General features: G+C 69.0%; 19 protein-coding genes. 8 read left to right on the top strand and 11 right to left on the bottom strand.

Going from position 1 to position 25647, the window contains the following annotated elements; all coding sequences use genetic code 11:
- Window positions 1–120 precede the first annotated feature (120 nt).
- The gene (locus HQ314_RS00825; protein ID WP_222648985.1) at window positions 121–954 is read left to right on the top strand and encodes an endonuclease domain-containing protein; all 834 of its coding nucleotides are present in this window, start codon (window positions 121–123) and stop codon (window positions 952–954) included.
- A 78-nt stretch (window positions 955–1032) separates the two neighbouring features.
- On the opposite strand, the gene HQ314_RS00820 is transcribed toward HQ314_RS00825, so the two are convergent.
- The 8 genes from HQ314_RS00820 to HQ314_RS00785 all read right to left on the bottom strand — a co-directional run bounded on the left by HQ314_RS00820 (window position 1033) and on the right by HQ314_RS00785 (window position 13262).
- Complete coding sequence (locus HQ314_RS00820; protein WP_222648983.1) at window positions 1033–5175, bottom strand: TIGR02680 family protein; 4143 nt, start codon at window positions 5173–5175, stop codon at window positions 1033–1035.
- Window positions 5172–6503: a DUF2398 family protein gene (locus HQ314_RS00815; RefSeq protein WP_222648982.1), complete on the bottom strand. Its 1332-nt coding sequence runs from the start codon at window positions 6501–6503 to the stop codon at window positions 5172–5174. The genes HQ314_RS00820 and HQ314_RS00815 overlap by 4 nt, the downstream gene beginning before the upstream one ends.
- Window positions 6500–7990, bottom strand: a complete 1491-nt coding sequence (locus HQ314_RS00810; protein WP_308119173.1) for a TIGR02677 family protein — start codon at window positions 7988–7990, stop codon at window positions 6500–6502. The genes HQ314_RS00815 and HQ314_RS00810 overlap by 4 nt, the downstream gene beginning before the upstream one ends.
- Window positions 7991–8007: 17 nt before the next feature.
- Complete coding sequence (locus HQ314_RS00805; protein WP_056444601.1) at window positions 8008–8325, bottom strand: Rieske 2Fe-2S domain-containing protein; 318 nt, start codon at window positions 8323–8325, stop codon at window positions 8008–8010.
- Window positions 8322–10808, bottom strand: a complete 2487-nt coding sequence (gene nirB, locus HQ314_RS00800) for a nitrite reductase large subunit NirB (RefSeq protein WP_222648981.1) — start codon at window positions 10806–10808, stop codon at window positions 8322–8324. Before nirB ends, HQ314_RS00805 begins: the two co-directional genes overlap by 4 nt.
- On the bottom strand, window positions 10808–11155 hold the full coding sequence (locus HQ314_RS00795; protein ID WP_222648979.1) for a molybdopterin oxidoreductase: 348 nt from the start codon (window positions 11153–11155) through the stop codon (window positions 10808–10810). Before HQ314_RS00795 ends, nirB begins: the two co-directional genes overlap by 1 nt.
- A 90-nt stretch (window positions 11156–11245) precedes the next feature.
- Complete coding sequence (locus HQ314_RS00790) at window positions 11246–12379, bottom strand: MFS transporter (RefSeq protein ID WP_308119171.1); 1134 nt, start codon at window positions 12377–12379, stop codon at window positions 11246–11248.
- Between the two features lie 16 nt (window positions 12380–12395).
- Complete coding sequence (locus tag HQ314_RS00785) at window positions 12396–13262, bottom strand: PAC2 family protein (RefSeq protein WP_222649476.1); 867 nt, start codon at window positions 13260–13262, stop codon at window positions 12396–12398.
- Window positions 13263–13451: 189 nt separating this feature from the next.
- Here HQ314_RS00785 and metH point away from each other — a divergent pair, with 189 nt between their 5' ends.
- The 5 genes from metH to HQ314_RS00760 all read left to right on the top strand — a co-directional run bounded on the left by metH (window position 13452) and on the right by HQ314_RS00760 (window position 20461).
- Entirely contained in the window at window positions 13452–17021 is a 3570-nt protein-coding gene (gene metH / locus HQ314_RS00780) for a methionine synthase (protein ID WP_027505346.1), read from the top strand.
- A gap of 83 nt (window positions 17022–17104) precedes the next feature.
- The gene (locus HQ314_RS00775; RefSeq protein WP_222648975.1) at window positions 17105–17773 is read left to right on the top strand and encodes an HAD family phosphatase; all 669 of its coding nucleotides are present in this window, start codon (window positions 17105–17107) and stop codon (window positions 17771–17773) included.
- A gap of 39 nt (window positions 17774–17812) precedes the next feature.
- A complete protein-coding gene (locus tag HQ314_RS00770) occupies window positions 17813–18076 on the top strand; it encodes a phosphoribosyl-ATP diphosphatase (protein ID WP_027505348.1) in 264 nt (87 codons plus the stop codon).
- Between the two features lie 55 nt (window positions 18077–18131).
- Complete coding sequence (hisG, locus tag HQ314_RS00765; protein ID WP_027505349.1) at window positions 18132–18983, top strand: ATP phosphoribosyltransferase; 852 nt, start codon at window positions 18132–18134, stop codon at window positions 18981–18983.
- Window positions 18984–19078: 95 nt separating this feature from the next.
- On the top strand, window positions 19079–20461 hold the full coding sequence (locus tag HQ314_RS00760; RefSeq protein ID WP_222648973.1) for an FAD-binding oxidoreductase: 1383 nt from the start codon (window positions 19079–19081) through the stop codon (window positions 20459–20461).
- 15 nt (window positions 20462–20476) lie between these two features.
- Here the strand turns inward: HQ314_RS00760 and HQ314_RS00755 are convergent, their stop codons facing one another.
- Window positions 20477–21280 (bottom strand): thioesterase family protein, encoded by an 804-nt coding sequence (locus HQ314_RS00755; protein ID WP_308119170.1) that lies wholly within the window; start codon window positions 21278–21280, stop codon window positions 20477–20479.
- Window positions 21277–22152, bottom strand: coding sequence for a RecB family exonuclease (locus HQ314_RS00750; RefSeq protein ID WP_222648971.1), 876 nt, complete (start codon window positions 22150–22152; stop codon window positions 21277–21279). The genes HQ314_RS00755 and HQ314_RS00750 overlap by 4 nt, the downstream gene beginning before the upstream one ends.
- A 128-nt stretch (window positions 22153–22280) precedes the next feature.
- Here HQ314_RS00750 and HQ314_RS00745 point away from each other — a divergent pair, with 128 nt between their 5' ends.
- The gene (locus HQ314_RS00745; protein ID WP_027505353.1) at window positions 22281–23162 is read left to right on the top strand and encodes a tRNA (adenine-N1)-methyltransferase; all 882 of its coding nucleotides are present in this window, start codon (window positions 22281–22283) and stop codon (window positions 23160–23162) included.
- A gap of 138 nt (window positions 23163–23300) precedes the next feature.
- Window positions 23301–25094: a proteasome ATPase gene (gene arc / locus HQ314_RS00740; protein ID WP_027505354.1), complete on the top strand. Its 1794-nt coding sequence runs from the start codon at window positions 23301–23303 to the stop codon at window positions 25092–25094.
- On the opposite strand, the gene HQ314_RS00735 is transcribed toward arc, so the two are convergent.
- Entirely contained in the window at window positions 25082–25612 is a 531-nt protein-coding gene (locus HQ314_RS00735; RefSeq protein WP_222648969.1) for an NUDIX domain-containing protein, read from the bottom strand. The genes arc and HQ314_RS00735 overlap by 13 nt on opposite strands.
- Between the last annotated feature and the right edge of the window lie 35 nt (window positions 25613–25647).

Here is a 25647-nt window from a genome sequence, read left to right as displayed (position 1 = left end):
GTGACCGATCGAGTGGAACACCACGCCCACGTCGTCCACAGGGTCGCTCGATCCACAGCGTCTCTGTCGACCCTGGTCGGCTGCGCTGACGATCGCACACACTCGTCGACGATCTCGGACATGACCACGTATGGCCTGGCGACACGTCGGCAACTGTTGGCGGCAGGAGTCTCCAGCAGTTCCCTCTCTCGCGACTATCACCGCGTGTTACCGCAGATCTACTCTCGCACCGAACCGAGCTGGACCGGACGGTGCGCCGCCGTCCTGCTGTGGAGATCGGACGCCGTCCTCAGTCATCGGACGGCGGCCCGCTTGTACGGGTGGCTCGCCGAACCGGCCATCATCGAGGCCACGGTTCCCCGGGCGAGAAAGGGCCGTACTCCGTCGTGGCTCGTCCTTCATCGACGCGACCTGGCCAGTGATGCCGTCACTCGGGTCGACGACCTCTCCGCCGTCACGGAGGCGCAGGCACTGCTCGACTGCGTCGCGATCATGGAACCTCGTGCGGCGGGTCGACTCGTCGATCATCGGCTGGCCGCGGGCATGACACGGGATTCCGTGCGGCGACTCGTCGCGTCGGCACCGGGGCGCTCGGGGAACGCTCGCCTGACCGAGCAACTCAGATCTGCCTCGACGAGGTTCGCATCCGAGCCCGAACGGGTTCTGGACCGCGCCCTCATCGCCATCGGGCTGCGCCTGAAGGTCAACGCGCGGGTCGGGGCGTTCATCGTCGACTTCTACGACGAGGCGTCGCGGGTGATCATCGAGGTGGACGGCCGGGAGTTCCACATCGACGGAGATGTCTTCCGACGAGATCGCGTGCGCCAGAACATTTTGGTCCTGGCAGAATTCCGTGTGCTCCGCTACGCGGCATTCGATGTGCTGCGTGATCCGGACAGCATCGCTCGACAGATCGCCCACGAGGTCAGAAGGCGACGGCACGCTCGTCGCTGAGGGAGTGTTGTGCCAGTGTCAGCCCGAGAGAGCGGATTCCCGCCGCGAACACCCGGTAGTGGAGCACCACACCCACCATCACACCTCGGCGAAGTCCAGCCCACCCTCCGCGGGGAGGTCGACGCGGCGGCTCAACGGCGAGCCCAGTGCCGCCGCCAGGTCCGACCCGTCGTGCTCCGCGAGCAACTCCCCGTTCTCCCACACGAGAAGCGCCGCGCTGACGGTGTTCTCGACCGTCGAGTGCGCGAGGTCGTAGTGGGCGCACCCGGGCACGTCGCGGTACGTGATCCAGAGGTCGTAGCCCGTCATGAAGAGGTCCAGGTCGAACTGCACACTGAGACCGAGGAGTTCGCTGCGACCGTTGTCGTCGACACCCGCGAACGCCTCGTCCAGTGCGAGCAACCGCGGTGAGTGCGGGTCCGCGGACGACAGCATCACGTGCGCCGCCGCGAAGAGCGGGAGGTGCAGCGACACCGACTGCTCGCCGCCCGAGAGCGCACTGTGGCGTGCGACGGTGAGCCTGTCCTCGGAGCCGTCACCGGAGATGAGCGTGAACGCGAAGACGCGCCACTGCCGGTAGTCCAGTGCGGCACTGAGGATCTCGGGGTACGAGCGCTCAGGATGCTGCGCCCGCGCCGTCCGGATCTGTGCCGCGAAGTGCACACGCATCTCGGCCAGTTCCTCGGGTCCGAGCGCGGAGGCGTCCCGCTCGAGCAGCTTCGACACGGCACGGGTGCTGTCGTCGAGGTTGTCCGCGAGCACCCAGTGCACGCCGATGGTGTTGCCCGACGACATGCGGCGCTGCTTCATCTCCGATCCCATACGGGCGATCAGTTCGCGGGCGTCGACCGTGCGCTCGTGGATCTGCTGCGCCAGGCCGGTGAGCAGAGCGTCCTCGAGGATGCGGCGCTCGGCATCGGTGAGCAGCGTCTCCTGGTCGCGTCGTGCCGCGTCGATGCGATCCGCGAAGTCCGCGATGGTGGAGTGGCCCTGCTCGTCCTGCACCCGCACCACCGTGACCCCGTCGGCCGCGTCCCAACTGAGCCGGAAATCCTGACCCGACGCGGCCAGCTGAGCGTCGAACTCCTGCAACGCCGCCGTCAGCGCGCTGCGTGTGGAGCGGCGGCTCGCATCGCTGACCTTGACCTGCGCCGTCGCCTCGGTGAGCTCGGTGTGCAGTCGGTGCACTTCCGGGGGCAGTACGTCCGGGGCCTCGTCGGGCCCGGCAGCCGTGTCGGTTCGGTAGAGCAGTTGCTCGACCGTCGACCAGGCCGCGTCGCTCGCCGGCCAGGAGCAGTCGCGCGCCGCACCGAGCACCGCCAGCAGATCGCGGTGCGCGTAGGGAGCCAGTCGCGCGGCGTCGCTGAGCGCTTCGGTCAACGCGGTCGTCAGTCCGGCGACGGCTGTCTCGTGCGCGCCCTCCGCCTTGCCGATGGCCTCGCCCGATTCACGGTCCGCCTTCGTGGCGGCGCGCTGCTCGGTCTTGCACGCCTCGATGCGCATCCTGATCGCGTCGAGTTCGGCATCGATCTTCTCGGCGCTCGCACCGAGCGAGTCCCGCAGCATCTCCAACTTGGCGTGCTGTTGCTCGTAGTCGGATTCGGCGATGGCCGCTTCCTCCGCGTACTCCTCGGCCAGAATCATGGCCTCGTCGAGGCGCCCGGCAGCTTCCCGGTCGCGCTCGGCGGACCGGTCCGCGTCGCCGCGGTGGCGCAGGATGGCGGAACCGGTGTTCTCGAAGTGGCGGATCGCCGCCGCGAGCGCGTCGAGGTCTCGCGGCGTGAACGGAGCCCGCCGCACGACGGCGTCCGTCCGCAGACGTCGTTCGGCGGCAGACAGTTCGGCGATCGCGTGGTCCAGTTCTCGGTCGGCGGACGCGACCGACTCGGTCGTCGATCGCAGAGCGCCGGCGGCCGACGTGACCGCCCGGAGCGCCGCGGTGACCTCCGACGTACGAGGAACCGTCGAGACGGCGGCGCGGATCGAGTCGAGACGTTCTCGACACTGCTCGGCGACTCGATCGGCCTCGTCGCGCCGCGCGGTGGCCACCTCGAGGGCCTCGTCGATCTCCGCGATGCGGGACGTGCGCCGTGCAGCTCGTGCCGTCGCGCCGATGTACTCGGCGGCGTCCTTGTGGTGCGCGCCGCGCACGAGACCGTGCGCGAAGCTCCCGTCCCGTCCGACCCCCACAGAACTGCCCACGTCGTCCAGAGCGATCGAGTCGAGGATCGCCCGCACGGTGCTGTGCTGCACGGGGATGTCGTCCTCGACGACGAGGACGTCGGCCAGCGATCGCCCGCTCACCGGTGTGGTGGCGGTCAGGTACTGATCCGAGACGAGCCCCGTCGGAGCCGTGTCGGCGACCCACGCGTCCAGCAGGGTGGCCGCGTCGAGCGCGGCCTCGAGGGCCGCGGCATCGTCGGCGCTGACGTCGTCGGCGAAGCGGACGAGTGTCCAGAACGGTGCGCCGTCGAGACTCGCACGGTCGCCGGTACGGGTGCGCAGTGCCGGGGGAGCGTCGTCGTGCTCGGCGGCGACCGACGCGCGCTCGGCCGTCGACTCGGTGATGATGCGCGCCGCGTCGTCCCGGTCCTGCAGTGCAGCACTCCGTCGGTCCCGCACCGTGTCGAGCAGCTCGCGAACTCCGTCGCCGAGTACCTCGCCGAGCGTGGGTGCGTCGTCCTCGCCGATGCGTGCGAGCGCGGTGTGCAACGACTCGAGGATCTCGCCGTCGTCCAGCACCGAGGCGTGCGTGGCCCACCACGCGCGCAGCGATTCCGTCGTCGCGGCACGGGACGACTCGACGGCGGCCTCGGCCTCGCGGACGGAGGCCACCGCGGCGTCGTGCAGTGTGTGGGCGCGGTCGGCGGCCCGTTCGGTACGGGCACGCTCGGTGGTGGCACGGTCGACGACGGCTAGCGCGGCACGCACGGCCCGGACGTCCCCGTCCCGCTCCTCGGCATGACCGCGTACCGCTGCCGTGATCTGGTCGGTACGGGCGTCGCGGGGGAGTGGCGTCCAGGCGATGCCGGCGTCCTCGGCGGCCGCGAGGAGCTCGTCCTCGGCGCGGACGATCGACGCGGTCGACTCCCGCAGCGCCACTGCGGCCTCGTCTGCCTCTCGTCGCCGGACGTCGACGGCCTCCGTCGCCTTGCGAGCCTTGTCGCGCTGCTGCACGGTGGACACCTCGAGCTTGCGGACCGCATCCGCGAGATCGTCGAGCTGCTGCTTGCCCTCGTAGGCGGTGGACCGTTGCAAGGTCTGCTGGTCGGCGACGGCGAGATCGAGTGCGCGCTCGGCTGCCTCGTACCGCTTCTCCGCCTCGACGCGCTCGACCCGTCGTCGTTCACGCAAGCCCTTGGCGGCGAAGAGGGCGACGGTGGCGTGGTCGACGGCCTCGAGACGTCGACCGACCTGATCGACGTCGGTGCGCGCCTGGACGGCAAGGTACTTCGAGTAGACCTCGACGAACCTCTTCGACGCGTGGTCGGCCTGCACCAGTCCCTCGAGGGCGCGGCCCACCTCCTCCATGTCGCTGAAGGAGCGCGCCGCCTCGAGGACGAGGTGCTCGTCGAGGGGGCGCAGTCCGTCGGACAGCGCACGGGACAAGCCCTTCGGGTCGAGGTTCTTCGCCAACTGCGGGCGTCGCAGCGTGAGAATCAGGGTGATGAGCTGGTCGTACCGCTCGGCGCCGAGACCGAACAGTCGCGCGTCGATGGCGGCGCGGTAGTCCACCGGCCGATCGACGATGGCGTCGGTCCCGATCTGCTCGGCCAGTTGCTTCTTCGTCAGCGGCCTGTCGTCGGTGCCCAGCAGCGAGAAGTCGACGCCCACGCGGCCGTCGGCGACGAAGTACCAGCGCGTCACCTTGTCCGCCGACCGTGTCGCACGCATGCCGATGCCGACGGTCACCGCTTCGGGCTCGTCCCGATCGCCACGTGCGAACTCCATCCACACGTACGAGTGCGCCGAATCCTGGCCGCGGTAGAGCAGATTGGACTTCATGGTGCGTTCCTCACCCGCGAACGGGTTGAGGCGACGCGGCTCGATCCGGCCGTCGAACACGAACGGGAACAGCACCTCGAGTGCCTTGGTCTTGCCGGATCCGTTGGGGCCACGCAACACCAGCCGACCGTCGGCGAACGAGAACTCCTGATCGCGGTAGTCCCAGAGGTTGATGATGCCGGCGCGCGTGGGCCGGAATCGGGTGCTGCGCGTCACGGGGTGTGCTCCTCGAGGGTGCTCGTGTGATCGGTAGGAAAGAGGCCGGCGGACGCCTGTTCTCGGACGGTGACGACCACTCCCCGATAGCGCGCCAGGGCCGGCAACGCGACGATGCCCCCGCGTACCGGTGCCACCAGAGTGAGGTTCGTCAGGAGTGCGACAGCGGCCGCGCGAACCCCGGCACGGTCCGCCTGCCACTGAGCGGCGAAGGTGCGGCCGTAGGCGTCGACGAGGGCGCCGACGGTCTCGTCGAGCCAGGAGTCCGCGACGAACGGGTGCCGGATCGTCTCGTCCGACGCCTCCACCGTGTCCGGGGCGACCGAGTCGTCGACCAGGTCGTCCACGACGCCGCCGTCCGGGATCGCGCTGTCGAGGGCCGCGAGCAGCGTGTCGGTGGGGTCGATGTCCGCCTCGAGCGTGGTCCGATCGTCGGCATCGGGATCGAGTACCCGCTCCGCGATCTCACCGGCGAGGAGAAGGGCGACCTGCGCGACCGTGCCGGTGGACGGAAACCTGATGTCCGACAGGCGTCCCGACGTGTCGATGAGCGCGATGCCCTCCGCCCGGCGTTCGACGGACAGTCCGGTCAGCAGCCGGACATCCTCGACGGACCGGTTGTCCGGCACCGAGTCGGGGCCGTGGACCACGGGCTGCTCGACGAGCGCACGGCGGGCACGGCGAGCGCGATCGGCCGGGTCGTCCGTGGTGCTGTGCAGCAGGTGTGCCGTGCTGCGCAGATGCTGGAGCGCGCGCGGTGGACGAAACAGGGCCACGACGACGGAGCGGTCGATGTCGTACAAGGCCTCTCCCGCGTCGGGGTTGTGCGCCCACCCGCCGGCATCGCCGTCGGCCAGGGTGATCGCACCGCGAACGGACAACCAGCCGACGGCGTCGACGAAGGCGTCCCGGTCGGTCGCGCGTTCGGTGTCGAGGTCGACCCCGACCACCCGTCCGGCATCGGAGGCGACCTGAACCGCCAACTCGGACAACGTGATCTGGTCACCCGCGCGACCGAGTGCCGCCAGGGTGAGCGCCAGGAATGCGTAGCGGCGACGGTCGAAGACGCGGTCGGAGGTCGTGCGGGCCGGTCGACTCGCGTCCAACCGGTCGAGTACGGGGTAGAGCCGGGCCGTGGTCTCCGTGACCTCGAGTCGGTATCCGAAGAGATCGAGCATGTCCTCGCGCAGTTCCGTGGCCCATCGGCGAACCAGGGGCAGGGCGATGCGGTCCGGGTAGGTGCGGGTGATCAGGTGGTGGGACAACACGACTCGGGCGGCGCGCTGGTACGAGTCGAGTGCCAGGCTCGGAATGGTGCGTGCTCTCATCGCCGCGCGCCGATGGTGAGTGACAGCCGTTCGAGGTGCAGTAGACCGCGTTCGGTGCGCACCACGGTGGACTGCTCGTGCGGTGCCAGTGTCAGGGTGACGCCACCCTCGGAGCCGGTCGAGCTGCCCACGCGGCCGCTGACCGGGACGCGTGCGGTGAGGGCGGCGTTGAGCAGCCCGAGCAGCACGTCGGTCTCCTCGTTGGTCAGATCCCGTTCGTACACCCCGTGTTCGGCGAGTGATCGCGCGGCCTGAGCGCGGCGACGCTGCACGCTCAGCTGTTCCTCGCGCAGACGCCGGACACCGGCGTCGTTGCGGTGGACCCTGGCAGGAGCACCGGCGGCGGGGGGCCGACCGGTCTCGGCGAGCGTGCGCGAGATCTCGACAGGCGGAGCGTCCCACCACGATCGCGTGGTGGGAATGATGTCGTCGTCGGGGTGGACCATCGACAGGTGACGAGGCCGGCCGAGGCCGAACACGGCACCGAACAGGGCGTGGGCGGACTCCTCGGAGGGAGCGGACGCGAACCACCCGGCGAGATGTCGCAGCTGGGACTCGCGACTGACTCCGCCCCTGCGGGTCTCGGTGACGCGGCGCAGCAGCGACAGCACGGCGGCGATGGCGCTCATGGTGCCCTCCCGCAGACGATCCGACTCGGTGAGCTCGCCGTCGGTGGAGGTGAACCAGTGCACGAGACCGGTCCACCGGCCCGCCCAGTCGGCGCGGCGCTCCTCGCGGCTGAGGAAGACGCGTTCGTCACTGGCTGCCACCCGGTCGAGCAGCGAGTCGAGTCCGGTGGCATCCACCCGCTCGATGGCGGCGCTGAGCTTGGGGCCGAAGCGGGCGAGGTCGAGGGAGAACTCCCGCATGTGGGAGAGCAATGCGTCCTTGTGTGCCAGGAACGACTCGGGTGTGACGTCCGTGGTGCGGACGAGGTCGCCCAGCGACAGGTAGAAGTGCGCGGCGCGGGTGGCCATGTCGTTGAGAGCGGTGTCGAGCCGATCGAGTTTGCGGTACACCAGGTCGGCGTCCCCGGCGAGGTTCGCCGCCGCGAGATCCTCCAGGTCGGCGAGCAGCTCGGGCAGCACCAGACGCGAGAGCGAGGCGTCCTCGGGGCGGGCGGCCAGGACGTCCTCGACGGCGCGGTATGCCTGGTAGCCGACCTGACCGAACTGGTAGACGTAGTGGCGATTGCGGTACTCGGCGAGCGTGGCCGCGCGGGTGCCGTCGTAGCTGCGTTCGAGAACGCCCCACGTGTGCAACTGTTCGAGCAGCGGGCCGATCTCGAGGCCGGTCAGAGTGTCGCCGCCGTCGGTGCGGGCCAGGATCTCGGCCACCTCGCCGGCGTGCAGCAGAACGACGTAGCCGGTACGGGCATGTTCGAAAGCGCGCAGAACCCGCAGGTAGTCGGCCCGTTTCTCGGCTGTCGCGAACGAGAAGAGCCGGAGCCTGTCGTCCACCACGAAGGAGTCGGCGGATTCGGTCACTGCAACAGGGTAGGCGGTCAGGACAGTCGGACAGCCACCTGCCCGTCGACGACGTCGGCACGGTGGGTCGCGACCGTTCCGATGCCGTCGGTGGTGCACCGGCCGGTGTCCAGGGAGAACTGGTACTGGTGCAGGGGACACACGACGACGGCCCCGTCGATCTGCCCGTCCGCCAGCGGCCCGCCGCGATGGGGGCACACCGCGTCCATGGCGCGGACCGTCCCGTCGGTCAGGAGGAAGACGGCGATCTGTCGTCCGTCGACCACGTAGGTCCGGCCCTCGCCGGGGGTGAGATCGTCGACGGTTCCCACCACGGTCGCCTGTGCCGTCGTCATCGAACCGGCACCTGAGGCAGCGGGAGAAGCGGGAGGGAGGGCGCGAACTGCGCCGGTGACCGCGGCGCCGCGCGTTCCTTCCACGGATCGGTGTAGCCGTCGATGGATATCTGGATGCGCTCGTCGAGTCCTGCACAGAGACCCTCGGCGTCGTCGACGAGCAGTCGCTGCAACGTCTCGAGGCCGACCCGCGGGACGAAGGCGTAGGTTCGCTCGAGCCACTTCGCCTCCTCTCGGTAGTACTGGATGAACCGGCCCGCGAGGGTCAGGACCTCCTCGGGGGAGTCGACCGTGGCGAGGACGTCGCCCTTGCGGATGTGTGCGCCGGCCGCGCCGCCGATGTAGATCTCCCAGCGGCCGTCGCCGACGGCCACCACACCGAAGTCCTTGCAGAGCGCCTCGGAGCAGTTGCGGGGGCATCCGGCCACGGCCAGCTTGAGCTTTGCGGGAGTTTCGAGACCCTGGAACCGTTCCTCGATCGCGATGCCGAGTGCGGTGGAGTCACCGAGCCCGAAACGGCAGAAATCGCTGCCGACACAGGTCTTCACGGTGCGCATGCTCTTGCCGTACGCGTACCCGGACGGCATGTCGAGATCGCCCCACACCTTCGGCAGGTCCTCCTTCTTGATGCCGAGAAGATCGATGCGCTGGCCACCGGTGACCTTGACCAGCGGGACGCCGTACTTGTCGGCCACATCGGCGATGCGCCGCAACTGGTCCGGGGTGGTCACGCCGCCCTTCATCTGCGGCACGACGGAGAAGGTGCCGTCGCGCTGGATGTTGGCGTGAACGCGGTCGTTGATGAACAGCGCGCCTCGCTCGTCGACCCAGTCGGGTCCCCAGACCACGCGCAGCAGCGAGGCCAGCGGCATCTTCGCGGTCGCGTCCTCGGCGTCGGCCAACGCATCGAAGACTGCGGAGACGGACCGGAGGTTCTGCGAGCGGACGGCCTCGATCAGCTCGGGCTTGGACATCGGGATACAGGGGACGTACCAGTCCGCCGCGGGATCGACCGCGAGCGCTCCACCGGCGGCGCAGGCGACGATGTCGGCGACCAGGCCCTTGCAGGATCCGCATCCCTTGCCCGCACGGGTCTTTCCCACGACCTCGGAGACGGTGGTGGCCCCGCCGTGCACGCAGGCGACGATGTCGCCCTTCGTGACCCCGTTGCAGTTGCACACCTGGACATCGTCGGACAGTTCGGCGGCGCCGGTCTCCGCGCTCGGCGTGCCCATGTCGAACAGCATGCTGATGCGCTCGTCGGGAAGCGGTACCTTCTCGTCGAACGCCTGAGTCAGGAAGCTCACCTTGCTGATGTCGCCCAGCAGCATCGCGCCGATCAGCTTGTTGTCGCGCACGACCACCGACTTGTAGGTGCCGCTGCGGGGTTCGTAGAACTGCACGAACTCGTCGGTGTCCCGCTCGGGACCCTTGACGCCCATCGCCGCAACGTCGACGCCCGCGACCTTGAGCTTCGTCGTCAGTCGCGAACCATGATAAGCCGCAGCCGGATTCGCACCGGTCAGCACGTCGGCCAGGACCGACGCCTGCTCCCACAAGGGAGCCACGAGGCCGTACACCTCACCGCGATGCTGGCAGCATTCTCCGACTGCGTGGATCGCTCCCTCGTCCTCGCACCGCATCTGATCGTCGACGACGATGCCGCGCTCGATCACCAGTCCGGCACGCCGCGCGAGGTCTACGTTGGGGCGGATACCGGCCGTCACGACGATCATGTCCGCGGGCAGGGTGGAACCGTCGTTGAACGCGACCCCGGTGACGGCACCGCTCTCGTCCCGCAACACAGCCGTGGTGCGCTTGGACGTGTACACGCCGACGCCGAGGTCCTCGATCTTGTTGCGCAGCACGCGTCCACCACGTTCGTCCAGCTGCTGGTTCATCAGGTGTCCGGGGGAGTGCACGACGTCCACGTCGATGCCCTGCGTGCGCAGACCGTAGGCGGCTTCGAGGCCCAGCAGTCCGCCACCGATGACGACGGCGCGGATGCCGTCGCGGGAGGACGCCATCTGCAGCATGCCGTTGGTGTCCTCGATCGTCCGGAAACCGAAGACGCCGCGCGCCAGTCTGCCGTCGGCCTCCCGCAGTCCGTCCATGTTGGGAAAGAACGTCGTGCTCCCGGTCGCGATGATCACGGTGTCGTAGGGGACGACGCGTCCGCTCTCGCACGTCACGTTCTTGGCGAAGCGGTCCAACGCCACCGCCCGGTCTCCGACGTGGAGGGTGACGCCGTTCTCCCGGTACCAGGCCATCGGGTTGAGCATCAGATCGTCGTCGTCGATGGACGACTCGCCCGAGAGCACGTGCGAGAGCATGATGCGGTTGTAGTTGCCGTACGGCTCGTCGCCGATCATCGTGACGTCGAACTTCGCACGGTCGCGGCCGAGGATCTCCTCGACGGTGCGGGCCCCCGCCATTCCGTTGCCGACGACGAGCAGGCGATGCCGTTCTCCTGCAGCCGGCATCAGAAGATCATCATCCCGAAATCGACGACGACCTCGCCGCTGCAGCCGTCGGGCGCCGCGACGGTGAGCTCGAGAACCGAGTCGGGATCGACGTCCTCGACGACGCGCAGCGGAACGTTGACGCTCGCCTTCGCGCCCATCGGGAACACGCGCATCGACTGTCCGTCGCGCGTGAGCGTGACGACGACCAGTTCGTCGGAGGAGTTACCGCCGCGGAAGTAGAGCGGCTGTGCGGTCAGGCCCGACGGAACGGTGTACGCCGTGGCGGCGTCGAGAAGCTCGGACTTGCCCAGGCCGTGCCCGACGAAGGGAAAGACGCCTTGGATGAACTTCGGAGTGCTGGCCATGGGACGACTGTCCGTGCACGCGGTGACGGCACTGCTGCGCCCGTGTTACGGCGGCGTCATCATTCACTCTCGAGCGCGGCCGCCGCAGTGTCAGGTCTTCCGCCCGGTCATCACCAGCGGCGCGACCACTGCCAGCAGGACGGCGGGAATGAGGAAGGCCGACGTCGGGTGCACCCCGTACAGCGGGGTGAGCGCGAGAGGAGCGAAGGCCGCCCCGGAGAACCGGAACGACTGGACGACCGACACGGCGCCGCCGCGGTTCGCCCCCGACGAGCCGAGGACAGCGGCGTTGACGCCGACGAGGATGAACTGGCTGGCGACACCCGCTGCCGACCAGACGAGGCCGACGACCACCAGGCTGGGCATGGTGCCGGCGAGGGCGATGAGGACCGCGCCAACAGGAGCGGCACCCACGATCGCTCGGCGTGGCCCGATGCGGTCGATCAGTCCACCGACGCGTCGCGCCACCAGGATTCCGGCGACCCCGAACACGGTCAGCAGCAGTCCGCGCTGTGTGGAGGACAGACCGAACGTGTCCTCCGCGCGGAAGGCGACGAGGAAGTTGAGTCCCCCGAGGGCGCCCCAGCCGAGGAGCGCGACCACTGCCACGCGGAGGACCGGGACGGTGAGAGCGTCGCGCAACCGTTCGGGACGACCGCCGGGGGTGGACGGCGCGGTGGCCGCGGGGAGCCCGACCAGCCCGAGGATCGCGGCGACGACGGCCAGCACGACGAACGCGTACCGCCAGTCGAACTCGGCGGCGAGGCCACCGACCAGCGGCGCACTGGTCTGACCCGCCGCCTGCAGGGCGCCGAAGGTACCCAGCACCCGTCCCAGGCGCTCGCGGGGAGTGACGGCCGCCAGTGACGCGAGGAGCAGCGGCGTCGTGAAGGAATTGCCGATGCCCTGCAGTGCGCGCGCACCCAGCAACAGGTCGAGCGTGGGCGCGACCGCACACAGGAGCGAGGAGACGACGTAGAGCAGGTAGGCGAGGCGCACGGTGCGCACCCGGCCCCATCGCGCGCCGAGAGTGCCCGACACCAGCATGGCCAGAGCGAACGGAAACAGGTACGCGCTGAGAGTCGATGCCGCCGACCCGGTGGACACCCCCAGATCCGCGCCCATCTCGGGCAGCATCGAGGACACCACTCCGCCGCCGAACGGGCCGAGGAAGCCACCGGCGTACAGAGCGCCGATGCGAAGCCGTGCGAGTCGCGCGCTCACCGGTGACGAGCGCGCGTCACAGCCCGAAGCTGCCCGGCCCGCGTCGGCGCAGGTAGCGCTCGAACTCGGCGGCCAGCGCATCGCCGTCCACCTTGGAGACGGCCTCCGACATGTCGACCTCGGCGTCGCCGCGCTCCTCGAGGGTGCGGACGTACTCGGCGATCTCGTCGTCGTCCTTGGTCATCTCGGTGACCGACTCCTCCCAGTCCTCCGCCTGGGACGGCAGCTCGCCGAGCGGCACCTCGATGTCGAGGACGTCCTCGACACGCTGGAGCAGGGCGACGGTGGCCTTGGGGTTCGGCGGCTGGGACACGTAGTGCGGGACCGCCGCCCACAGGGACACTGCCGGAATCCCCGCTTTGACGCACTCGTCCTGCAGAACACCGGTGATGCCGGTCGGGCCCTCGTACCGGGTCTGCTCGAGGTTGAACTGCTCCGCCGACTCGGTGCTGTACGCGGTGCCGGTCACGGGAACGGGCCGGGTGTGGGGCGTGTCGGCGAGCAGTGCGCCGAGAATCACGACCGTCTCGACCCCGAGCTGGTCGATGAACTCGAGCAGGTCGTCGCAGAAGCTCCGCCACCGCATGTTGGGCTCGATACCGCGCAGCAGCACGACGTCGCGGTCGCTGCCGGGAGGCGAACACACCGACAACCTCGTCGACGGCCACTCGATCTCGCGCGTCACACCGTCCACCTGTCGGACCGTCGGGCGGTTGACCTGGTAGTCGTAGTAGTCCTCGGAGTCGAGCTCGGCCAGGGGCGTCGCGTCCCAGATCAGTTCGAGATGCTCCACCGCGCCGCTCGCGGCGTCGCCCGCGTCGTTCCATCCCTCGAACGCCGCGACGAGAATCGGGGTGCGCAGGGTCGGCAGGATCTCGTCCAGCTCGGACTCGTCCGTCGCAGAGTCCTGATCGTCCGCTCCGACACCGGCCACCAGCTCGGCAGCGACGCCGGCGGCGAGGTCTGTCGGGGGGTCCTGGACCACGGGGAGATCGCCCTCGGGCGTTTCTGGCGCACTCACCCGCCCAGCCTACGACCAGAGCTGTCGGGACAGACCACTACGCTTGGGGGCATGCCTGTCGAATTCCGATCACGCCTGCTCGATGCGCTGTCCCAGCGTGTTGTCATCGGCGACGGTGCCATGGGAACGATGCTGCAGGCCGCAGACCTGACGCTGGACGATTTCCGCGGCCTCGAAGGCTGTAACGAGATCCTCAACGACACGCGTCCCGACGTGCTCCGCCAGATCCACCGGGAGTACTTCGAGGCGGGCGCGGACGCCGTCGAGACCAACACCTTCGGGTGCAACCTCCCCAACCTCGCCGACTACGACATCTCGGACCGCATCCGCGAGCTGTCCTACAAGGGAACGATCCTGGCCCGCGAGGTCGCCGACGAGATGGGTACCGGGCGAGACGGCATGGGCCGCTTCGTGCTCGGGTCCATGGGGCCGGGCACCAAACTGCCCACCCTCGGCCACGCCCCGTTCCGGGCGCTGCGCGACGCCTACGCCGAAGCTGCGCTGGGAATGATCGACGGTGGCGCCGACGCCGTCCTGATCGAGACGTGCCAGGACCTGCTCCAGGTGAAGGCCGCCATCCTCGGCAGTCAGGCCGCGATGGAGCAGCTGGGCATCCGCATCCCGATCATCACGCACGTGACGGTCGAGACCACCGGCACGATGTTGCTGGGCAGCGAGATCGGCGCGGCACTGACCGCGATCGAGCCGCTCGGGGTCGACCTGATCGGCCTCAACTGCGCCACGGGCCCCGCCGAGATGAGCGAGCACCTGCGTCACCTCAGCAGGCATGCCACCGTGCCGGTCTCGGTCATGCCCAACGCCGGCCTTCCGCAGCTCGGCCCCAAGGGTGCCGAGTACCCGCTCGGTCCCGACGAGCTGGCCGAGGCGCTCAGCGGCTTCGTCACCGAGTTCGGCCTCTCCCTGGTGGGTGGCTGCTGTGGAACCACCCCGGAGCACATCCGCCAGGTCGCCGACGCGGTGCACGACGCGCGCCGCGGAGTGCGGGACCCGAAGCCCGAGAAGGGTGTCTCGTCTCTCTACGCAGCGGTGCCGTTCGAGCAGGACGCCAGCATCCTCATGATCGGCGAACGCACCAACTCCAACGGTTCGAAGGCGTTCCGTGACGCGATGCTGGCCGAGGACTACCAGAAGTGCCTCGACATCGCGAAGGACCAGACGCGCGACGGCGCGCACATGCTCGATCTCAACGTCGACTACGTCGGCCGCGACGGTGCTGCCGACATGTCGGCTCTGGCCTCGCGCCTGGCCACCTCCTCGACGCTGCCGATCATGCTCGACTCCACCGAGCCCGCAGTCCTGGAGGCCGGGCTCGAGCACCTCGGTGGGCGCAGCGCGGTCAACTCTGTCAACTACGAGGACGGCGACGGGCCCGACTCGCGCTTCCAGCGCATCATGACGCTGGTCAAGCGTCACGGAGCGGCGGTCGTCGCGCTGACGATCGACGAGGAGGGTCAGGCCCGGACAGCGGACTGGAAGATCCGCATCGCGGAGCGGCTCATCGCCGACATCCGCGACAACTGGGGTCTGCCGGAATCGGACATCATCCTCGACACCCTGACGTTTCCCATCTCGACGGGCCAGGAAGAGGTCCGGCGGGACGGCATCGAGACCATCGAGGCCATCCGTCGACTGCACGAGAGTCATCCCGAGGTGCACTTCACCCTGGGTATCTCGAACATCTCGTTCGGCCTCAATCCTGCTGCGAGGCAGGTGCTCAACTCGGTCTTCCTGCACGAGTGCACGGAGGCCGGGCTCGACACGGCCATCGTCCACGCGTCGAAGATCCTCCCCATGGCGCGTATCCCCGAGGAGCAGCGCCAGGTCGCGCTCGACCTCGTGTACGACCGTCGCCGCGAGGGCTACGACCCGTTGCAGGCGCTCATGGCGCTGTTCGAAGGCGTCTCCGCGGCGTCCGCACGCGAGTCGCGGGCGCAGGAACTGGCCGGCCTTCCCTTGTTCGATCGCCTCGAGCGCCGCATCGTCGACGGTGAGCGTGCCGGGCTGGGAGACGATCTCGACGAGGCGATGCAGGAGAAGCCGCCGCTCGCGATCATCAACGAGACGCTGCTGTCCGGCATGAAGACCGTCGGTGAGCTGTTCGGGTCCGGGCAGATGCAGCTTCCGTTCGTGCTGCAGTCCGCCGAGGTGATGAAAGCCGCTGTGGCACATCTCGAGCCGCACATGGAGGCGTCCGACGAGGACGGCAAGGGCCGCATCGTGCTCGCCACCGTCAAGGGCGACGTCCACGACATCGGCAAGAACCTCGTCGACATCATCCTGAGCAACAATGGCTACGAGGTGGTCAATCTCGGTATCAAGCAGCCCATCTCGGCGATTCTCGACGCCGCGGTGGACAAGCGTGCCGACGTCATCGGCATGTCCGGTCTGCTGGTGAAGTCCACGGTGGTCATGAAGGAGAACCTGCTCGAGCTCAACGCCAAGGGCGTCGCCGAGAAGTTCCCCGTCATGCTCGGTGGCGCAGCGCTCACCCGGTCCTATGTAGAGAACGATCTCGCCGAGGTGTACGAGGGTGAGGTGTCGTACGCGCGTGACGCGTTCGAGGGCCTGCGCCTGATGGACACGATCATGAACACCAAACGCGGTGTGGCGCCGGCTCCCGACAGCGAGGAGGCGCTCGCCGCTCAGCAGAAGACCGCGGAGCGCAAGGAGCGGCACGAGCGGTCCCGGCGCATCGCCGAGAAGCGCAAGGCCGCGGAGACACCGGTCGTCGTTCCCGAGCGCTCCGACGTCTCCGTCGAGAAGGAGCTTCCGGCGCCCCCGTTCTGGGGCAGTAGGATCGTCAAGGGCATCTCGCTGTCCGAGTACTCGGGGCTTCTCGACGAGCGTGCCCTGTTCCTCGGTCAGTGGGGTCTGCGCGGCGCACGCGCCGGTGAGGGCCCGTCCTACGAGGACCTGGTGGAGACCGAGGGCCGTCCGCGCCTGCGGTACTGGCTCGACCGCCTCAGCACCGACGGCATCCTCGCGCACGCGGCACTGGTGTACGGGTACTTCCCGGCAGTGTCCGAGGGTGACGACGTGGTGGTCCTCGAGTCCCCGGAACCCGATGCGGCGGAGCGCTTCCGGTTCACGTTCCCGCGCCAGGACCGCGGCAGGTTCCTCTGCATCGCGGACTTCGTGCGGTCGCGAGACCTCGCCCGTGAGACGGGGGTGGTCGACGTCCTGCCGATGAACCTGGTGACGATGGGTCAGCCCATCGCCGACTTCGCCAACGAGCTCTTCAAGGCGGATGCGTACCGCGACTACCTCGAGGTGCACGGCATCGGCGTGCAGCTCACCGAGGCGCTCGCGGAGTACTGGCATCGCCGCGTCCGCGAGGAACTGGTGCTGCCCAGCGGCCGCTCCCTCGTGGATCAGGATCCGTCCGACGTGGAGGGGTACTTCAAGCTCGAGTACCGCGGTGCCCGGTACTCGTTCGGGTACGGCGCGTGCCCCGATCTGGAGGACCGCATCAAGCTCGTCGCGATGCTCGAACCCCAGCGCATAGGGGTGGATCTGTCCGACGAGTTGCAGTTGCACCCCGAGCAGTCGACAGATGCGTTCGTGCTGCACCACCCGGAGGCGAAGTACTTCAATGTCTAGCGGGCAGGCCGGAGGCCGGTCGGAGTTGAGCGGGCAGGCCGGAGGCCGGTCGGAGTTGAGCGGGCAGGCCGGAGGCCGGTCGGATGTCTGAGCTCCAGGCCGTCTTGTTCGACATGGACGGGACGCTGTTGGACTCGGAGCGCCTGTGGGACATCGCGGTGTACGAGCTGTCCGAGTCCCTCGGGCGCGAGCTCACTCCGGATGTGCGGGAGTCGACTCTGGGCAACTCGATGATGGGTGCGCTGGCGAAGGTCTACGCGCACGTGGGACGGGAGGCGTCGCCGGAGAACCTGGCGGAGTCCGCTGCCTGGCTCAACGGCCGTGTGGTCGAGTTGTTCGCGGGTGGTCTGCCGTGGCGTCCGGGTGCGGAGGCGGCGCTGGATCTGGTGCAGTCGGCCGGTCTGGGGTGTGCCCTCGTCACCAACACCGAGCGCATGCTGACGGAGATCGCGCTCGAGACGCTGGGCCGTCACCGCTTCGGCGCGACCGTGTGTGGCGACGAGGTGACGCACGCGAAGCCCGCTCCCGATCCGTACCGCCGGGGCGCAGAGCTGCTCGGTGTCGACACGGCGTCGTGCGTCGCCGTCGAGGATTCGCCCACGGGAACCGAGTCCGCCGTCTCGGCGGGATGCGCCGTCGTCGTGGTGCCCTCCGAGGTGCAGGTGCCCAGCGGACCGGGCCGTACGTTCCGCACCACCCTCGAGGGGCTCACCCTGGACGATCTCCGGTCTGCGCGCGCCGGGGGACACTGATAGCGGTCCGCGGGCCGCGTCGTGGAACAATCATCACCCGTGAAGAACTTCGAGTCCCTGTTCGCCGAGCTCACCGACCGCGCTGCCACCAGGCCCGAAGGCTCGGGCACCGTCGCCGCGTTGGACGCGGGTGTGCATCAGCAGGGCAAGAAGATCCTCGAGGAGGCCGGCGAGGTGTGGATCGCCGCGGAGCACGAGACGGACGAGGCGCTGGCGGAGGAGATCTCGCAGCTCCTGTACTGGATCCAGGTGTTGATGGTCGGGAAGAACCTCTCCCTCGAGGATGTCTACCGACATCTGTGAGCGGACCACCCCACTTCCACCGCCACCGATCTTCCCGCACCCCAGGAGTCCCACCATGCTTCGCGTCGCCGTCCCCAACAAAGGTTCCCTGTCCGAGCTCGCCGGAGAGATTCTGAGCGAGGCGGGCTACCGTCGCCGCGCCGATTCCCGCGATCTCACCGTGCTCGACAACGCCAACAACGTCGAGTTCTTCTTCCTCCGTCCCAAGGACATCGCCATCTACGTGGGCTCGGGTGAGCTCGATCTCGGCATCACCGGCCGGGATCTCTCGCTCGATTCGGGCGCACCCGTGACCGAGCGGCTCGCACTCGGATTCGGCAACAGCACCTTCCGCTACGCCGCGCCGGCCGGCAAGGAGTGGACCCCGAACGATCTGGCCGGGCTCCGCATCGCCACGTCGTACCCCAACCTGGTCCGCCGGGATCTCGCGGCGCGGGGCCTCGAGGCCACCGTGATCCGTCTGGACGGAGCCGTCGAGATCTCCATCCAGTTGGGTGTCGCCGATGCGATCGCCGACGTCGTGGGCTCGGGACGCACACTGCGCCAACACAACCTGGTGGCGTTCGGTGAATCCCTGTGCGATTCGGAGGGCGTGCTCATCGAGCAGGCGGGCTCGCCCGTCGACGACAAGGCGCGCAACCAGCTCATCGCGCGTGTCCAGGGCGTCGTCTTCGCCCAGCAGTACCTGATGCTCGACTACGACTGCCCGCGCAGCATCCTCGACGACGCCGTCAAGATCACGCCCGGCCTCGAGTCGCCGACGCTGTCCCCGCTCGCGGACGAGGCGTGGGTGGCCATTCGTGCCATGGTTCCGCGCAAGGGACACAACGCCGTGATGGACGAGCTCGCCGAGCTCGGCGCCAAGGCGATTCTCGCGTCCGACATCCGGTCGTGCCGCGCATTCTGACGCGTCCGCTCCGTTGTGATCGGTCCCAGTAGCTTCTGATCGGTACCGACCAGTCTCCTCTCGTCGCTAGAGTCGCGTCGTCGAGAGGATCCATCATGACCGTCGTCGATTCTGCGAGCCCCGACCTGCTGGTCTCGCTCGCCGCCGCACTCACCGGAACACTGTCGCGTCCGGGGGAGCCCGGATACGAGCGGTCGGTGCCGTGGAACGTCGCCGTCCCCGTCGATCCGGTGGCAGTCGTCGCGGCCGCCACCGCGGACGACGTCGCCGCCACCGTGCGGGCAGCGCGCGAGGCCGGGCTTCGCGTGGCCGTGCAGGCCACCGGACACGGGGCGGTGCGCATCGGTCCGGACACGATTCTGGTCCTCACCGGTGATCTCGACGAACTGACGATCGACCCCGACACGCGCGTCGCCCGGCTCGGCGCCGGGGTCCGGTGGCAGCAGGTTCTCGACGCCGGCGCGCCGTCCGGATCGGCGCCGCTGTGTGGGTCGTCGCCGAACACCGGCGTCACGGGATTTCTGACCGGTGGGGGAATCGGGCCGGTGGCTCGGACGTACGGGGTCTCGTCGAGTCGCGTGCGCGCGTTCGATCTCGTCACGGGCGACGGCACACTGCGCCGGGTGACACCGGACAGCGACGCCGATCTCTTCCGCGGCCTGTGTGGGGGCAAGTCGACACTCGGCATCGTCACCGCGGTCGAGACGGAGCTGCTGCCGATCGCCGAGTTCTACGCGGGCGCACTGTATTACGACGGCCGGCACGCGGCGGCGGTACTCGAGGCGTGGCGGGTGTGGAGCGCCACGCTGACCGAGGAGCACAACACCTCGCTCGCGTTCCTCCAGCTCCCACCGCTGCCCGGCGTGCCGGAACCGTTGGCCGGGAAGTTCGTGGTCGCGGTGCGTTTCGCATCGGTCGCGGAGCCGGGGATCGCAGCCGACGTCCTCGCACCGATGCGCGCTGCGGCCCCGACCGTCATCGACACGGTCACGACCATTCCGTACGCGGCGGTGGGGTCGGTACATGCCGACCCGGTGGATCCGATGCCGACACGTGAGGCCACGACGATGCTCCGCGTGTTCGACGAGGAGGCGGCAGCGACCGTATTGGTCATGACCGGCCCCGCGTCGAGTTCACCGCAGGTGATCGTGGAGCTGAGGCTGCTCGGCGGCGCTCTCGGCCGGCCGGGACCGCATCCCGACGTGTACTGCCATCGCGAGGCCGCCTACAGCCTCCTGTGCATCGGAGTGCTGGCGCCTCCCGTCGCCGATGCGGTGATCGCGCACGGCGAGGCTGTCGTGGAGGCTCTGGCACCGTGGTCGACCGGTGGCTCGTTGCCCAACTTCGCGGCGTCCGACGACCCCGCTCACCTCGCACGGGTCTACGACGAGGACACCCGGGCCTGGCTCGGAGCCCTGGCCGAACAGCACGATCCCGCGGGGATCTTCCGCGTCGGACAGGTGGTCCGGCTCGGCTGATCCGGTGTGGAGACGTCAGGGGCGAGCGCGCACCTCGAGTGTCTGGAACGTGCGGCCCACCGACCCCGTCGCGTCGTACAACGTCGAGGTGCACAGCCCGATGCCGTCGTCGCCGATCGCGGTGCGGGCCTGCACACCCACCCATTCGCCGACGGGTTCGCGCACGATCTGCACCGTCAGATCGGTGTTGAGGAACGTCCACTCCGTCGGATCGAGAAGCGCCGCGACGCCATTGGCGATGTCCGCCACGGCGAACAGTCCGACGATCGGCGACGTCTGCTCGCCGGCCACCACGGGATACCTCGGACGTGCCCACACCCGGCCGGGCTCCGACGCCGTCACCGGGCGGGCGCCCCGGAACTCGAGACTGTCGAGGAACCCGCCGTGCCAGTGGTCCGGAAAGGCCCACCCGGCCTCGGACTCGTCCGGACCGGGCACCAGCGGTGGATCGAGAGTCTGCCCGGCCGCCGAGGTGTCGGTCATCGCCACGCGCCAGGCCGTGGCACGCGCGACCGCCCTGGTCGACCCGTCGGGCAGATCCGCGACGAGGTCGGCCGTCAGCATGGCGACCCGGCGACCGGGGCGTTCCACACGGGCCTGCACGGTGAGTTCTCCGACGGGCACCGGCCCGAGGATCTCCATCGTCACCCGCGCGAGCCGGGTGCCCGGCACCGGCGAACACTCCTCCAGTGCTCGCGCGAGCAGCGCCGACGGGGGAGCGCCGTGTTGCATGGTCTCCGCCCACACACTCGTGGTGAGCCGCGTGGCGCGATAGCGATCGGTTCTTTCGACACGGACGAAGAGTGCATCCTCGCTCACGCCGTGACCTCCGTCGGCTCTCTCGGCCACCCCGGGTACTCGGGCGGAGTGCCGCCGAAGGACGGGCACAGGGCCTGGAAGTCGCACCACCCACACAGCTTTCCGGGCTTGGGGCGGAAGTCGCCCGTCTCGCCGGCGGACCGGATGGCCGTCCAGATGGCGGACAGCGTCCGTTCGAACCGGCGGAGCTCGTCCTCGTCCGGGGCGTAGGTGAGAATCTGGCTGTCCTTCAGGAACAGCAGGCGCAGCTGCGCGGGAACGATGCCGCGCGTGCGCATCAGCACCACCGCGTAGAACTTCATCTGGAACAACGCCTTGGCCTCGGCGATCTCGCGCGGCGCCTTGCCCGTCTTGTAGTCGACGACGCGCAGCTGCCCGGTGGGCGCGACGTCGATGCGGTCGATGTAGCCGCGCAACAGCACGCCGTCGTCCAGTTCGGTCTCGACGAGCTGCTCGCACGACTCGGGGTCGAACCGTGTGGGGTCCTCGAGCGAGTAGTAGGACGCCACGAGCGACTGCGCCTCGGCGACGAACTTCTCGCGCTCGTGCTCCTCGACGAGATCGGCCGCGTACTCGTGCGACACGACCATGGCGTCCCATTCCTCCTGCACGAGGGTGCCGGCCCGCGTCGAGACCCGGTCCGCCGCGGGCAACGCGTAGAGCGACTCGAGGGCGGAGTGCACGAGGGTGCCGCGCAACTGCGCCTTCGACGGCGGTGCGGGCAGGCGGTCGATGGCCCGGAACCGGTAGAGCAGGGGGCACTGCTTGTAATCCGCTGCGCGCGAGGGCGACAACGCGGGACGACGGCGAGGACGGTCGGGTGCCGCCGCGGCGACGTCGGTGACGACGGGGTCTTCGGTCGAGATGCTCACGGGGCCGACACTATGCCCGCTCACCGACACGATCCGGTATCTGCCCTACAGTTCCCCGGGGCGCGTCGCGCCCCGGGAGCGCCCCGCTTCGTGGGCGGGACCAGAGTGCACCGGAAAGAGGACCACCCGTGGAACCGACCGACACCGACACGTCTGCGCGCGCGAGCGGACCGTTCCGCGTCGGTGATCGCGTGCAGCTCACCGACGCCAAGGGGCGGCACTACACGGTGGTGCTCGACGCGGCCAAGGAGTTCCACACCCACCGCGGCGGGATCCGCCACGACGATCTGATCGGTGTCGACGAGGGCAGCGTCGTGAAGTCGACGAACGGCACCCCGTATCTAGCTCTGCGCCCGCTCCTCGTCGACTACGTGCTGTCGATGCCGCGCGGCGCGCAGGTCATCTACCCCAAGGACGCCGCCCAGATCGTGCACGAGGGCGACGTCTTCCCGGGTGCCCGCGTGCTCGAGGCGGGTGCCGGTTCCGGCGCCCTGACGTGTTCGCTGCTGCGTGCCGTCGGTCCGCAGGGGCGCGTCATCTCCTACGAGGTGCGCGAGGACCACGCCGTGCACGCGGTGCGCAACGTGGAGACCTTCTTCGGCGAGCGGCCGGAGAACTGGGACCTGGTGATCGACGACGTCGCCGCGTTCGACGTCGCGCGTCACGAGGGCATGGTCGACCGGGTGGTGCTGGACATGCTGGCGCCGTGGGACGCACTCGACGCCGTCGCCGGTGCGCTGGTTCCGGGCGGCGTGCTGATCGTCTACGTGGCCACCGTCACGCAGTTGTCCAAGGTCGTCGAGGCCCTGCGTGCGCAGGAGTGCTGGACCGAGCCGCGGTCGTGGGAGTCGATCGTGCGCGGGTGGCACGTCGTCGGGCTGGCAGTGCGACCCGAGCACCGCATGCAGGGGCACACCGCGTTCCTGGTCAGTGCGCGTCGTCTGGCCGAGGGCACCGTCACCCCGAAACCGCAGCGACGGGCCGGCAAGACCCCCACCGAACCCGCCTGACACCGGGGGTTCATGCACCGACCGTGTGCCGTTCGTCCGCTGTCTGTCGGTGGTCGGTGACAGTGTCTGACCACGGTCGTCACACACGTTTGCGTTTCGCCCGGTAGCGTTGAGAAATCGCTTTGGGAGGAGTCCTGCATGAGCCCTACAGACAACCCGGACCAGTCCGCAGTCCTGGCCGAACTCGATGCCCTGCGAGCCGAGGCCACCGTCCTGCGCCGACAACTCGACGCTTCCCGTGGGGGTGCGCCGTCGGCGGACACCCGTAACACCGACGTGCGTGATCTCGAGTCGCGGGTCGACTCGCTCTCCACGCGCAACACGAAGCTGATGGAGACGCTCAAGGAGGCGCGCCAGCAGCTCATCGCCCTGCGCGAAGAGGTCGACCGGCTCGGCGCACCGCCCAGCGGTTACGGCGTCCTGGTACACACCTACGACGACGCGACGGTGGACGTGTTCACCTCGGGCCGCAAGATGCGCCTGACGTGCTCGCCGAACGTCGACGCCACCGCACTCCGGCCCGGCCAGACCGTGCGTCTGAACGAGGCCCTCACCATTGTCGAGGCGTGTGAATTCGAACGCGTCGGCGAAATCAGCTCCCTTCGCGAGATCCTCGAGGACGGCAAGCGCGCCCTCGTCGTCGGCCACGCCGACGAGGAACGTGTCGTGTGGTTGGCGACTCCGCTGCAGGAGATGGCCGACGACGAGGCACCGGAGGATCCGGACGGGCCGTCGCGCCGCCTGCGCCCCGGCGACTCGTTGCTGGTCGACACCAAGGCCGGCTACGCGTTCGAGCGCATTCCCAAGGCCGAGGTCGAGGACCTCGTGCTCGAGGAGGTCCCCGACGTCGGCTACGAGGACATCGGCGGCCTCGGGCGGCAGATCGAGCAGATCCGCGACGCCGTGGAACTGCCCTTCCTGCACAAGGATCTGTTCCGTGAGTACTCGCTGCGCCCGCCCAAGGGTGTGTTGCTCTACGGGCCTCCCGGCTGCGGCAAGACACTCATCGCCAAGGCGGTCGCCAACTCACTGGCGAAGAAGATCGCCGAGGCACGGGGGCAGGACGCACGCGACGCGAAGTCCTACTTCCTCAACATCAAGGGCCCCGAGCTGCTCAACAAGTTCGTCGGTGAGACCGAGCGCCACATCCGGTTGATCTTCCAGCGGGCTCGCGAGAAGGCGTCCGAGGGCACTCCCGTCATCGTGTTCTTCGACGAGATGGACTCCATCTTCCGTACACGTGGGTCGGGCGTCTCGTCCGACGTGGAGACCACCGTCGTTCCTCAGCTGCTGGCCGAGATCGACGGTGTCGAGGGCCTCGAGAACGTCATCGTGATCGGTGCGTCCAACCGCGAGGACATGATCGACCCGGCCATTCTGCGCCCGGGCCGTCTGGACGTGAAGATCAAAATCGAGCGCCCGGACGCCGAGTCCGCGCTCGACATCTTCTCGAAGTACCTCGACGACTCGCTGCCCGTCAACGCCGACGATCTCGCGGAGTTCGGCGGCGATCGCGCCGCCTGCATCCGCGGCATGATCGAACGCGTCGTCGAGCGCATGTACGCCGAGAGCGACGACAACCGATTCCTCGAGGTCACCTATGCCAACGGCGACAAGGAGGTCCTGTACTTCAAGGACTTCAACTCGGGCGCGATGATCCAGAACATCGTCGACCGCGCGAAGAAGTACGCCATCAAGTCGGTGCTCGACACCGGGACACCGGGTCTGCGCGTCGGACACCTCTTCGACTCCATCGTCGACGAGTTCGCCGAGAACGAGGATCTGCCCAACACCACCAATCCCGATGACTGGGCCCGCATCTCGGGCAAGAAGGGTGAGCGGATCGTCTACATCCGCACGCTCGTCACCGGTAAGAACGCCAGTGCGAGCCGCTCGATCGACACCGAGTCGAACACGGGTCAGTACCTCTGACCGCCCACCTGTAGCAGCGCCGAGACGATCACGCGGGTGTCCGGAACGAAGGGCCACGCGGGATCGTCCAGGTGTGTCAGCACCTCGACGTCCGACCACCACCAGCCGTCCGCGATCTCGGACGGCTGGTGGTGCATCGGCCCGTCGTGGCGCACCTCGTACGCGAACAGGTGGCAGCGCACCGTCGCAGCGCCGGATCGTCCCGTCCAGCGGCCGACCACCGGGTCGCCCGTCACGTCCGCTACGACGCCGAGTTCCTCGGCGAGTTCTCGCGAGGCGGTCTGTCGAGGGTCCTCCCCGGCATCGACGACCCCACCGGCCAGAACGTCGTGCATTCCCGCGAACACCGACTTGGTCGTCGTGCGGCGGTGGACGTACACGCGTGACCCGTCGGTGGATCGCACCAGCACGCCGGCACTCGCGTGCCACAGACCGCGCTCGTACACCTCGGTGCGCGGCGCCGCGCCCACCACGTGGCCACGCTCGTCGTACACGGCCACGACCTCGTCGTCAGGCATGCGTCACCGCTCCCACTCGATCAGGGGTCACAGGG

It is taken from the genome of Rhodococcus sp. BP-332 (assembly GCF_019836065.1).
GTDB lineage: Bacteria > Actinomycetota > Actinomycetes > Mycobacteriales > Mycobacteriaceae > Rhodococcoides.
Note: the sequence above shows the minus strand (reverse complement) of the source record. Positions and strands in the feature narration are given on the sequence as shown.